The following is an 11,983-nucleotide window of genomic DNA, read 5'->3' as shown; positions in this document are numbered from 1 at the left end:
GGCTGATGTCATCATCAGCCTTCCACCATGCCGGCCATCGCCTGGATCGCGATCTCGTAGCCCGCGGCGCCGAGCCCGATGATGATCCCCGTCGCGGTCCGTGAGACCAGCGAGTTGTGGTAGATGCTCTCCCGTGCATGCACGTTCGAGATGTGCAGCTCGATCTTGGGGCGCTCGAACATCTTGAGCGCATCGAGCAGGGCAACCGAGGTGAAGCTGTAGCCGGCCGGGTTGATGATGATCCCGCAGGCCTCCTGGCGCGCCTGGTGCACGCTCTCGACCAGCTCACCCTCGAAATTGGTCTGGCGAAAATCCACCGTGAAGCCGAGCGCCTTCGCCTTCGCCTCGCAGCGCTCGCCGATCTGCGCCAGCGTGGTGGTGCCATAGACCGCCGGCTCGCGCTGCCCGAGCAGGTTCAGGTTCGGCCCGTTCAGAATGTAGATGCAGCCGCGCCCACGCTGTTCGCCAGCGTGTCCGGCCGGCTTCTCGCTTGCCGACATCGCGTCCTCCCGGGACTGATCTGGAACGGAACCCATGGCTCCCGTCCACTTCTTATGCGGACGATCTTATCGAGGCTCGATCGCAGATCAACTGATAATTTTTGAATCATCAGCTAATTTATGAAAGACCAGCTTTTCCTGTTGGTCGGCGCGGCAGGGCGGCCTATCTTCAACCAGACAAGGCGATGCGAGGCGGAATGACGGAAGCAGCACTCGATATCGGCGGCGATGACGTCGCCGCGCTCTCGACGGGCGAGCAGGCCTATGAGCGGATCCGGCAGGACATCGTGTTCGGCCGCCTGCAGCCGGGCCAGAGGCTGACGCTGGACAAGCTGCGCTCCGTCTATGGCGTCGGAATCAGCACCTTGCGCGAGATCTTGAACCGCCTGACTCCGGAGGGGCTCGTCGTCGCCGAAGGGCAGCGTGGCTTTCAGGTCGCGCCATGCTCGACCAGCGACCTCAAGGAGCTTGCCGATCTCCGCCTGCTGATCGAGAGCCATGCCCTCGCGCAATCCTTCGCCGCAGGCGACATGGAGTGGGAAGGGCGCGTCGTCGCCGCCCATCACAAGCTGGCCCGCATGGAGGAGCGGCTGCTCGCGGGCGACGATTCCGGCACGCAGCAATGGAAGCGGTACGATTTCGAATTCCATCAGGCGCTGGTGTCCGCCTGCGGCTCGAAGGCGCTGCTCGATCTCCATGCCGGGATCTACGAGCGCTATCTGCGCTACCAGATGGTGTTCTTCATCTTCTGGGGGCCAGCCTCGATCGGCGAGCACCGCGCCTTGCTCGACTGCGCGCTGCGCCGCGACGCCACCGAGGGGCAGCGGCTCCTGCACGGCCATATCCATGGCTGCATCGACGTCGCCTTCGAGCGAGGCCTTCTGGATTGACGGACCGGCCACGCAGTGCCCGAATGGAGACTTCTTCATCGAGCGAGTTGACCCGGGCCACATGGCTCCGTATGTGAGCGCCTCGGTGAGGGCGGGTAGCTCAGTGGTAGAGCACGTGACTTTTAATCATGTGGTCGTGGGTTCGATCCCCACCCCGCTCACCAATGCAGCAGACGTCTCGCTTCGCGCCGCGCGTTAACCGGTCGGAAACCAAGCCTCCGTAGCGTGGTGCCATGGTTATCCGCCGCGGCCTCCGCTCCATCTTCGTGACATTGGCGCTCTATCTCGTGTCGGGAGCGGCCGTCGCGTATTTCATGTTCCATGCGCAGCACGGCGCTCGCGGCCTCGAAGCACGAGGCGCCGTCAGGGAATCGCTGCGCGACATGGAGGCCGAGCTCGCCGCGCTTGTGACCGAGCGCAAATCCTGGGAGCATCGGCTCGCCCTCGTGCGGGACGAGGCCGTGGACCGCGACCTGCTGGAAGAGAACGCGCGCAGCACCCTCGGCCGCACCCATAAGAACGACGTCGTCATCATGGGCCGCTGAGCTCTAACGATACGGCACATAGTCCCAGACGTATCGATTAACTGAAAACAGGTTACACATGGAGTTTCTCGTTTTTTCAACGAGTTAGATCATGCTGCATTGCGAGATAGCGTCCTCGCCAAGGTTTTTGCGATCCTCTACAACAAAGGTCGAACGATCTTGGAGGGCCGCCTGATGGCTGTTGCTGCGCGTAAGTCGAAAGCTCCCGCTCAACCGAAAGCCGCCGCGAAGCCGGCAAAGGCAAGAGCCGCCAAGGAAGGAGCGGGAAAGACCTCCGCCCTCAGCAACGCGCCGACCTTCACCAAGGAAGAAGACCTCCACGCCTATCGCGAGATGCTGCTGATCCGGCGCTTCGAGGAAAAAGCCGGCCAGATGTACGGCATGGGGCTGATCGGCGGCTTCTGCCATCTCTATATCGGCCAGGAAGCCGTCGTCATCGGCATGCAGATGGCCTCCAAGGACGGCGACCAAGTCATCACCGGCTACCGCGACCACGGCCACATGCTGGCCTGCGGCATGGAATCGCGCGGCGTGATGGCAGAGCTGACCGGCCGGCGCGGCGGCTATTCGCGCGGCAAGGGCGGCTCCATGCACATGTTCTCGCGTGAGAAGAACTTCTACGGCGGCCACGGCATCGTCGGCGCGCAGGTCTCCCTCGGCGCGGGCCTGGCCTTCGCCGACTGGTACCGTGGCGACAACACGGTATCGATGACCTATTTCGGCGACGGCGCCGCCAACCAGGGCCAGGTCTACGAAAGCTTCAACATGGCCCAGCTCTGGAAGCTGCCGGTCATCTTCATCATCGAGAACAACCGCTATGCCATGGGCACCGCGGTGAGCCGCGCCTCAGCCCAGACGGATTTCTCCCGCCGCGGCGTCTCCTTCGGCATCCCCGGCGAGCAGGTCGACGGCATGGACGTCCGCGCCGTCCGCGAGGCCGGACAGCGTGCGATCGAGCACGCCCGCTCCGGCAAGGGGCCCTACATCCTGGAGATGCAGACCTATCGCTATCGCGGCCACTCGATGTCGGACCCGGCGAAATACCGCTCCAAGGACGAGGTCCAGCGCATGCGCGAGGAGCATGATCCGATCGAGCAGGTGAGGGCGCGCCTCGTCCGCGATTTCCAGATCGGCGAGGACGAGCTGAAGGCGGTGGATGCGAAGGTCCGCGAGATCGTCAACGACGCGGCCGAGTTCGCGACGCATGATCCCGAGCCCGATCCGTCGGAGCTCTACACCGACATCCTGCTGGAGCCGGCGCAGGGCTGAGCCCGCGCCCGCCTCGTCCTTTCCCCGCGTCTCAGAATCCGGGTGCGTTCATGCCGATCGACATTCTCATGCCTGCCCTTTCCCCCACCATGGAGGAAGGAAAACTGGCCAAGTGGCTGAAAAAAGAGGGCGATCAGGTCAAGTCCGGCGACATCATCGCCGAGATCGAGACCGACAAGGCGACCATGGAGGTCGAGGCGGTCGATGAGGGCATCCTCGCCAAGATCCTCGTCGCCGACGGCACCGAGAACGTCGCGGTCAACACGCCGATCGGCGTGATCGCGGCCGAGGGCGAAGATGTCAGCGCGGCTGCGAGCGGCGGCGGCAAGGCCGCGGCTCCCGAGAAGGCGCCGGAGCCCAAGGCGGAAGCCAAGCCCGAGGCGAAGACAGAGGATGTGCCGGCGGCCAGCAAGCCCGACACGGTGCCGGCCCAGGCCAAGGCCTATGATGCCTCTTCCGAATTCCCGGCCGGCGCCGAGATCGTCAGCCAGACGGTCCGCGAGGCGCTGCGCGACGCGATGGCCGAGGAGATGCGCCGTGACGGCGATGTCTTCGTGATGGGCGAGGAGGTCGCGGAATATCAGGGCGCCTACAAGGTAACCCAGGGCCTGCTGCAGGAGTTCGGGGCTAAGCGCGTCATCGATACGCCGATCACCGAGCATGGCTTCGCCGGCATCGGCGTCGGCGCCGCGTTGTCCGGTCTGAGGCCGATCGTCGAGTTCATGACCTTCAACTTCGCCATGCAGGCGATCGACCACATCATCAACTCCGCCGCCAAGACGCTCTACATGTCCGGCGGCCAGATGGGCGCACCGATCGTGTTCCGCGGACCGAACGGCGCGGCGGCACGCGTCGGCGCCCAGCACAGCCACGACTATGCCGCCTGGTATTCGAACGTACCCGGTCTCAAGGTCGTAGTGCCCTACAGCGCCTCCGACGCGAAGGGCCTGCTGAAGAGCGCGATCCGCGACCCCAACCCGGTGATCTTCCTCGAAAACGAGATCATGTACGGCAAGTCCTTCGACGTACCGAAGGGCGACGACTTCCTGATCCCGATCGGCAAGGCCAAGGTGGTCCGCTCCGGAACGGACGTAACCATCGTCTCCTTCGGCATCGGCATGACCTATGCGCTCGGTGCCGCCGAGGCGCTGGCCAAGGAAGGCATCGAGGCCGAGGTCATCGATCTCCGCACCATCCGCCCGATGGATATCGAGACGGTCGTCGCATCCGTGCAGAAGACCAATCGCTGCGTCGCGGTGGAGGAGGGCTTCCCGCAGTCCGGCGTCACCGCCGAGATCGGCATGAAGATCATGGAGGCGGCCTTCGACTATCTCGACGCGCCCGTCATCCGCGTCACCGGCAAGGACGTGCCGATGCCTTACGCGGCGAACCTCGAGAAGCTCGCGCTTCCGAACATCGGCGAGGTCGTCGCGGCGGCCAAGGCCGTCTGCTATCGCTGAGAGAGGGCTGACCGATGCCGACGAACATCCTGATGCCCGCGCTCTCTCCCACGATGGAGAAGGGCAATCTCGCCAAGTGGCTGAAGAAGGAAGGCGACACGATCAAGTCCGGCGACATCATCGCCGAGATCGAGACCGACAAGGCCACCATGGAGGTCGAGGCGGTCGACGAGGGCATCCTCGCCAGGATCGTGGTGCCGGAGGGCACGGCCGATGTCGCCGTCAATGAGATCATCGGCGTGATCGCCGGCGAGGGCGAGGACGCCAAGAGCGTCTCGGCCCCCGCCAAGGGTGACGCTCCGAAGGCGGAAGCCCCCAAGGCCGAGCCTGCGAAGGCTGAAGCCCCCCCGGCCGCTGCCCCCGCCAAGGCGGCCGAGGCTCCCGCCGCATCCGCGCCGGCGAAATCCGACGGCAGCCGCTCCTTCGCCTCGCCGCTGGCACGCCGCATCGCCAAGGACGCAGGGCTAGACCTCGCCGCCATCGCCGGCTCCGGCCCGCATGGCCGCATCGTCGAGAAGGACGTCGAGGCTGCGAAGAAGGGCGGCGGCGCCAAGGCTGCAAGCACATCTGTCCCCCAGACAAGTGCGCCATCCGCTCAGAAGCCTGCTGCCGCACCGCTTGCGGCCGGCCCCTCCGACGAGCAGGTCAAGAAGCTGTTCGCGCCGGGCTCCTATGAGGAAGTCCCGCATGACGGCATGCGCAAGACCATCGCGCGCCGCCTGACCGAAGCCAAGCAGACGGTTCCGCATTTCTACGTCACGGTCGACTGCGAACTGGACGCGTTGCTGAAGCTGCGCGCCGAGCTCAACGCCGCCGCGCCGGAGAAGGACGGCAAGCCCGCCTACAAGCTCTCGGTCAACGACATGGTCATCAAGGCGCTGGCGCTGGCGCTCAAGGCCGTGCCGGACGCGAACGTCTCCTGGACCGACAACACCATGCTCAAGCACAAGCACGCCGATGTCGGCGTTGCGGTTTCGATCCCCGGCGGCCTGATCACGCCGATCATCCGCGACGCCTGCCACAAGACGCTGTCGCAGATCTCCAACGAGATGAAGGACATGGCGGCGCGAGCCAAGGCCCGCAAGCTCAAGCCCGAGGAGTATCAGGGCGGCACCACGGCGGTCTCGAACCTCGGAATGTTCGGCGTCAAGGACTTCGCCGCGATCGTCAACCCGCCGCATGCGACGATCCTCGCGGTCGGAGCCGGCGAGCAGCGCGTCGTCGTGAAGGGCGGCCAGCCCGCCGTCGCGACGGTGATGTCGGTGACGCTCTCGACCGATCACCGCGCGGTCGACGGCGCGCTCGGCGCAGAGCTTCTTGCGGCGTTCAAGGGCTATATCGAAAAGCCCATGGCGATGCTGGTCTGAGCGGCGGGAGACACACCATGGCTGACTACGACGTCATCATCATCGGCTCCGGCCCCGGCGGCTATATCGCCGCGATCCGCGCCGCGCAGCTCGGCTTCAGGACCGCGATCGTCGAGCGCGAGCACCTCGCCGGCATCTGCTCGAACTGGGGCTGCATCCCCACCAAGGCGCTGCTGCGCTCTGCCGAGATCCTGCATTACGGCCAGCACGCCAAGGATTACGGGCTCGTGCTGGAAGGCTCGTTCAAGGCCGATCTCGATGCCGTCGTGAAGCGCTCTCGCGGCATCGCCGTGCGGATGAACAACGGCGTCCAGTTCCTGATGAAGAAGAACAAGGTCGATGTGATCTGGGGCGAGGCCAAGTTGACCAAGCCCGGCACCATCGCCGTCGCCCCGACCAAGAAGCCGGCGATGCAGCCGCAAGGGCCGGTGCCGAAGGGCGCCAAGGGCGAGGGCACCTACACCGCCGACCACATCATCGTCGCGACCGGCGCCCGGCCGCGCGCGCTGCCCGGCCTCGAGCCCGACGGCAAGCTGATCTGGACCTATTTCGAGTCGATGGTCCCGGCCAAGATGCCGAAGTCACTGCTGGTGATGGGCTCCGGCGCCATCGGCATCGAGTTCGCGTCGTTCTACCGGACGATGGGCGTCGAGGTGACGGTGGTCGAAGTGCTGCCGCAGGTCGTTCCCGTGGAGGATGCCGAGATCGGCGCCTTCGCACGAAAGGCCTTCGAGAAGCAGGGCATGAAGATCCTGACCGGCGCGAAGGTCACCAAGGTCGAGAAATCAGCCGACTCCGTCACCGCCCATATCGAGGACGAGAAGGGCGGCAAGCAGACCATCACTGCCGATCGCATGATCTCGGCCGTCGGCGTCGTCGGCAATATCGAGAACATCGGTTTGGAAGCGCTCGGCGTGAAGACCGATCGCGGCTGCATCGTCATCGACGATGTCTGCCGGACCAACGTCAAGGGCATCTACGCCATCGGCGACGTCGCCGGCCCGCCGATGCTGGCCCACAAGGCCGAGCACGAGGCAGTGATCTGCGTCGAGGCGATCAAGGGTTTGCACCCGCACCCGATGGACAAGCTGATGATCCCGGGCTGCACCTATTGCCACCCGCAGATCGCCAGCGTCGGCCTGACGGAGGCGAAGGCCAAGGCCGCCGGCCATGAGATCAAGGTCGGGCGCTTCAACTTCGTCGCCAACGGCAAGGCCGTTGCGCTGGGCGAGGATTCAGGCCTGGCGAAGACGATCTTCGACGCCAAGACCGGCAAGCTCCTTGGCGCGCATCTGGTGGGCCCGGAAGTCACCGAGCTGATCCAGGGCTTCGTCGTCGCGATGAACCTCGAGACGACCGAGGAAGAGCTGATGCACACCATCTTCCCGCATCCGACCCTGTCGGAAGTGATGAAGGAGAGCGTGCTGGACGCCTACGGCAAGGTGCTGAACGCCTGAGGCTCTGCTCTCCCCGGGGCGCGGCTGTCGCCTTGGACAATAGCGCGTCATGCTGGGGCTTGCCCCGAGGATCTCGTGACGAGATGGCGGCTGAGCCTCCTTCCGCAAGAGATTCTCGGGTCTGCGCTTCGCTCCGCCCGAGAGTGACGGCCTATGTTCCAGTCGCTGGAGCTTGGCGGGCGGCGCGCCCGGTCTCATATTGTGCCCATGCCGCCACGCACCCGCAAATCGCCCAAGCCCGACCGTGTCGTCCGCGAGGAGGAGGTCGAGATTCTCCCGCCGCGTCGTGACCTCGCGCTCGACTGGCGCGTCGTCGTCCCCACCGTCGCGTTCGGCACCGTCACCGGCTTCGTCGCCAGCCTGATCGTGGGCGGGGGCGGGCTGGTCCGGCATGCGGTCGTGGGCATCCTCGGCATGCTGGTGGGGCAGGGTATCGCACGGCTGACCGGCTGGCGGCTGAGAACCGGCTACGGCTTCCTCGACGATGCCGGCATGGCGGTGCTCGGCGCGATCCTCGTCATCCTGCTGGCCCGCTTCATCGCCTAGCCGGAACCTGCTGCAATCGTTACGGTATGAAGGCGCGCATCTGCGCATGGCCAGGGGGATGTCTTCTATGGAAAGCTTTGCCGCCACCATGGCCCAGCCGGGCTACGGCTTCTTCATGACGCTCTTCATCGGCCTTCTCGCCGGCTGGATCGCCGAGCGCCTGACCTCATCCGACCACGGCCTTTTCACCAACATGCTCGTCGGCGTCGCCGGCTCCTTCGTGGGCGCCAAGGTGGCGGAACTCATGGAAATTCCGGTCTTCGGCTTCTGGCGCACGCTGACGGCTGCCGTCGCCGGCGCCATCATCGTCATCGTGATCTGGAATGCCGCCCGCCGCCGCGGTTGAGGCCGCCCTGCGCAGCCCAGCAGTTGCGGGAGCGCTCTTTGAAGATTAGCTAGGAGGGAGCCGGTTCTGCCGGCTCCTGCTGTCGAAGCCCGGACCCCGATATGGCGCTTGTACTCGATCTGCTGAACCGCGATCCCCGGCCCAACGCCGGCAATCCGAAGGCCGACACACGCCAGCTTGCGGCCGAGGTGCGCCATCCGGAGAAGCAGAAGCGCCCGGAGAACCCGGTTCTGCGCAAGCCGGACTGGATTCGCGTGAAGGCTCCCGGCTCGCCCAAATGGGCAGAGACCAAGGCCATCGTGAAGGCCGAGAAGCTGGTAACGGTCTGCGAGGAGGCCGGCTGCCCGAATATCGGCGAGTGCTGGGAGAAGAAGCACGCCACCTTCATGATCATGGGCGACACCTGCACGCGCGCCTGTGCCTTCTGCAACGTCAAGACCGGCGTGCCGCAGCCGCTCGATCTGGAGGAGCCGCGCAAGGTCGCGGATGCCGTCGCCAAGCTCGGTCTCGAGCATGTCGTGATCACCTCGGTCGACCGCGACGACCTCAAGGACGGCGGCGCCGAGCATTTCGCCCAGGTGATCCGCGCTATCCGCAAGGCCTCGCCCGGCACGACCATCGAGATCCTGACGCCGGACTTCCTGCGCAAGCCGGGCGCGCTCGAAGTCGTCGTCGCGGCCAAGCCCGACGTCTTCAACCACAACCTCGAAACCGTACCGGGCAAGTACCTGAAGGTGCGGCCGGGCGCGCGTTATTTTCATTCGCTGCGGCTGCTGCAGCGGGTGAAGGAGCTCGACCCCACCATCTTCACCAAGTCCGGCATCATGGTCGGCCTCGGCGAGGAGCGGAACGAGGTTCTCCAGCTGATGGACGACCTGCGTTCGGCCGAGGTCGACTTCATGACCATCGGCCAGTATCTGGCGCCGTCGCGCAAGCACCATGCGGTGATCCGCTTCGTCACGCCCGACGAGTTCAAGAGCTTCGAGACCATCGCGTTCGCGAAGGGCTTCCTGATGGTCTCCTCGACGCCGCTGACCCGCTCCTCGCACCATGCCGGCGAGGATTTCGCGCGGCTGCGCGCGGCCCGCGCAGCGCGGCTGGGTCAGTAGCGGCGCCGCTCAATGCCGATGTTCAACAGCACCCGCCGGGTGAGGCATTCGCCCGAGCAGATGTTCGCGCTCGTCGCCGATGTCGAAAAATACCCCCAGTTCCTTCCGCTCTGCGAAGGGCTGACCGTGCGGCGCCGTACGCCGCGCGAAGGCGGCGGCGAGGTGCTGCTGGCCGATATGAGCGTCGGCTACAAGGCGATCCGCGAGACCTTCACCAGCCGCGTCACGCTCGATCCGGCGAACCTCAAGATCCTCGTCGAATATGTCGATGGGCCTTTCCGCCATCTGGAGAACCGCTGGGCCTTCAAGCCGCATGGCGCCGGCTGCGAGGTCGGCTTCTTCATTTCCTACGAGTTCGCCAGCCGCATGCTCGGCATCCTGATGGGCGCGATGTTCGACAAGGCCTTCCGCAAATTCTCGGAAGCCTTCGAGAAGCGCGCCGATCTCGTCTACGGCCGAACCGACGCGAAAGCGGTGACAGGGCTTTAGAGCCTGCTGTCTTGATACGGAAGCGCACCGTCATTCCGGGGCGGCCTGAAAGGCCGAGCCCGGAACCCAGAACCGATGCCGTCCGTCATGAAGCGGTCTCTTCCCCGCAGTTTTCACGATCGAGCGCATCGGTTCTGGGTTCCGGGCTCATCGCTGACGCGATGCCCCGGAATGACAGCGTGTCACTACACGCCCCATGGCGTGGTGACGATGCCGACATCGTCAGCGCGATCTGGTGTCGGCTCTCCCGCTGAATGCGATCAAGCTGCGGCGTCTCGCAGCATTTCGAGCGCGACGACCACGGAAAGCCGCCGGATGTCGTCGCGCGACAGGTTGCCGAACCGCATCTCGCGATGCGCGGTCCCGGTCGCTGAAGCGCAAGCGAAATGGACGAGGCCGACCGGCTTGCGTGCTGTCCCGCCGCCCGGGCCCGCCACGCCGGTGATGGCGACCGCGAGGTCGGCTGCCAGCCTGGCGCGCCCGCCTTCCGCCATGGCGCGTGCCACGGGTTCACTGACGGCGCCATGGGCGTGGATGAGTTCGGCCGCCACGTTGGCGAGTGCCGCCTTGGCCGCATTGGAATAGGTGACCAATCCGCCATTCACGACATCGGACGAGCCGGGAATCGCGGTGAGCGCCCCCGCGACCAGACCTCCGGTGCAGGATTCGATGGTTCCGATCCTGAGCCCCGCTTCGCGGCACATCGCCAGCACGGTTTCCGACAGCGTGGTGATCTCGGCGTCGAACATCGCGCTACTCCGCTTCGGGCAATCGAATGGTCGCCGTCGCCAGCGCCGCGAGCCCCTCGCGCCGGCCGGTAAAGCCCATGCGCTCCGACGTCGTGGCCTTGATCGCGACCTTCTCCACCGGGATGCCGGCTGCGGTTGCGATCGCCAAGCGGATGGCGTCGCGGTGCGGCCCGACCTTGGGGGCCTCGCAAACGATCGTGAGGTCGAGATGGTCGATGCGCCCGCCGCGCTCGCCCACTCGGCTCGCCGCGAAGGCGAGGAATTGCGCCGAGGCAGCGCCGCGCCATTGCGGATCGCTCGGCGGGAAATGCGTGCCGATATCGCCATCGGCGAGCGCGCCCAGCAAGGCGTCGGTCAGGGCATGGAGCGCCACGTCGCCATCGGAATGAGCGACGACACCCTGGTCATGGGCGATCCTGACGCCGCCCAGCCAGACATGGTCGCCCGGGCCGAAGGCATGAACGTCGTAGCCGGTGCCGACACGGGTCACCAGAACCTCGCCTGGCCGGGCATTGGCGCGGCGGAAATCCTCGGCATGGGTCAGCTTGATGTTCGCCGGATCACCCGTGAACGTTGCGACGGGGTGGCCGGCCCATTCCATCAGGGCCGCATCATCGGTGAAGCCATGCAGCGCGGCCGCCTCCGCCGCCTCATGCGCCTCAAGGAGAGGCTTGAAGCGAAAAGCTTGTGGCGTCTGGACGGTGACAAGCTGATCGCGCGGCGGGGTCTCGGCGACATGGCCGCTGTCGTCCGTGCGCTTGACCGTGTCCGTCACCGGCAGCGCCGGAATGGCGGCCATGCCCACGTCACCGAGCTTTCTAATCGCCGCGCCGATCAGCGCCAGAGAGACGAAGGGGCGGGCGGCGTCATGGACCAGCACGATGCCGTCGAAGCCGTCGCGTGCGAGCGCGCGTAATCCGCGCCGAACCGAATCCTGCCGTGTCGTGCCGCCCGGGGTCGGCGCCGCGAGCCTGATGTCGTCGATACCTGCGACGGCATCGGCATAGAGCACGTCGTCACCTTCTCCGATCACCACCACCACGCGGCTGATCGCCGGCTCGGCCAGGAACGGGGCAAGGGCGCGGGCCAGGACAGGATGGCCATCGACGAGCCGATATTGCTTCGGCGCGCCTCTACCCGCGCGCAGCCCGCGTCCGGCCGCGACGAGCAAAGCGGCCACCGGAGCGGGCGAGTGAGCGGGCTCTGGCAAGGAGCGAGGTTCGGCGTAGTGGCTGTTCATGCGGCAGCCATAGCCA

Annotated in this window: 13 protein-coding genes and 1 tRNA gene; 11 read left to right on the top strand and 3 right to left on the bottom strand. The window is 65.9% G+C overall.

The genetic code is table 11. From position 1 onward, the window contains the following. Positions 1-14: 14 nt before the first annotated feature. Complete coding sequence (gene aroQ, locus AC2FAN_RS00165; protein ID WP_265053421.1) at positions 15-500, bottom strand: type II 3-dehydroquinate dehydratase; 486 nt, start codon at positions 498-500, stop codon at positions 15-17. A gap of 197 nt (positions 501-697) precedes the next feature. Here aroQ and AC2FAN_RS00160 point away from each other — a divergent pair, with 197 nt between their 5' ends. The 11 genes from AC2FAN_RS00160 (at position 698) to AC2FAN_RS00110 (ending at position 9,978) form a co-directional block, all read left to right on the top strand. Beyond that, positions 698-1,390, top strand: coding sequence for a GntR family transcriptional regulator (locus AC2FAN_RS00160; RefSeq protein WP_485172280.1), 693 nt, complete (start codon positions 698-700; stop codon positions 1,388-1,390). 89 nt (positions 1,391-1,479) lie between these two features. Next, positions 1,480-1,554 (top strand) — tRNA-Lys (locus tag AC2FAN_RS00155). Positions 1,555-1,623: 69 nt separating this feature from the next. Further along, the gene (locus AC2FAN_RS00150; protein ID WP_265053439.1) at positions 1,624-1,935 is read left to right on the top strand and encodes an FtsB family cell division protein; all 312 of its coding nucleotides are present in this window, start codon (positions 1,624-1,626) and stop codon (positions 1,933-1,935) included. A gap of 174 nt (positions 1,936-2,109) precedes the next feature. After that, entirely contained in the window at positions 2,110-3,204 is a 1,095-nt protein-coding gene (gene pdhA / locus AC2FAN_RS00145) for a pyruvate dehydrogenase (acetyl-transferring) E1 component subunit alpha (protein WP_485172279.1), read from the top strand. Between the two features lie 50 nt (positions 3,205-3,254). Next, complete coding sequence (locus tag AC2FAN_RS00140; RefSeq protein WP_265053441.1) at positions 3,255-4,664, top strand: pyruvate dehydrogenase complex E1 component subunit beta; 1,410 nt, start codon at positions 3,255-3,257, stop codon at positions 4,662-4,664. A 14-nt stretch (positions 4,665-4,678) separates the two neighbouring features. Continuing rightward, a complete protein-coding gene (locus tag AC2FAN_RS00135; RefSeq protein ID WP_485172278.1) occupies positions 4,679-6,031 on the top strand; it encodes a pyruvate dehydrogenase complex dihydrolipoamide acetyltransferase in 1,353 nt (450 codons plus the stop codon). 17 nt (positions 6,032-6,048) lie between these two features. After that, a complete protein-coding gene (gene lpdA / locus AC2FAN_RS00130) occupies positions 6,049-7,488 on the top strand; it encodes a dihydrolipoyl dehydrogenase (protein ID WP_485172277.1) in 1,440 nt (479 codons plus the stop codon). Positions 7,489-7,695: 207 nt separating this feature from the next. Then, positions 7,696-8,034 (top strand): GlsB/YeaQ/YmgE family stress response membrane protein, encoded by a 339-nt coding sequence (locus AC2FAN_RS00125; RefSeq protein WP_485172276.1) that lies wholly within the window; start codon positions 7,696-7,698, stop codon positions 8,032-8,034. A gap of 67 nt (positions 8,035-8,101) precedes the next feature. Further along, entirely contained in the window at positions 8,102-8,380 is a 279-nt protein-coding gene (locus AC2FAN_RS00120; protein WP_485172275.1) for a GlsB/YeaQ/YmgE family stress response membrane protein, read from the top strand. 101 nt (positions 8,381-8,481) lie between these two features. Next, on the top strand, positions 8,482-9,489 hold the full coding sequence (gene lipA, locus AC2FAN_RS00115; RefSeq protein ID WP_485172274.1) for a lipoyl synthase: 1,008 nt from the start codon (positions 8,482-8,484) through the stop codon (positions 9,487-9,489). 12 nt (positions 9,490-9,501) lie between these two features. Continuing rightward, entirely contained in the window at positions 9,502-9,978 is a 477-nt protein-coding gene (locus AC2FAN_RS00110) for a type II toxin-antitoxin system RatA family toxin (RefSeq protein WP_476804953.1), read from the top strand. Between the two features lie 260 nt (positions 9,979-10,238). Here AC2FAN_RS00110 and AC2FAN_RS00105 read toward each other — a convergent pair whose 3' ends face one another. Both AC2FAN_RS00105 and AC2FAN_RS00100 read right to left on the bottom strand, forming a co-directional pair. Next, a complete protein-coding gene (locus tag AC2FAN_RS00105) occupies positions 10,239-10,727 on the bottom strand; it encodes a CinA family protein (RefSeq protein WP_485172273.1) in 489 nt (162 codons plus the stop codon). Positions 10,728-10,731: 4 nt separating this feature from the next. Further along, entirely contained in the window at positions 10,732-11,967 is a 1,236-nt protein-coding gene (locus tag AC2FAN_RS00100; protein WP_485172272.1) for a bifunctional 2-C-methyl-D-erythritol 4-phosphate cytidylyltransferase/2-C-methyl-D-erythritol 2,4-cyclodiphosphate synthase, read from the bottom strand. Between the last annotated feature and the right edge of the window lie 16 nt (positions 11,968-11,983).

It is taken from the genome of Allobosea sp. RIT-PG3_2, from assembly GCF_057321085.1.
This window is presented reverse-complemented; position numbering and strand designations above follow the sequence as displayed.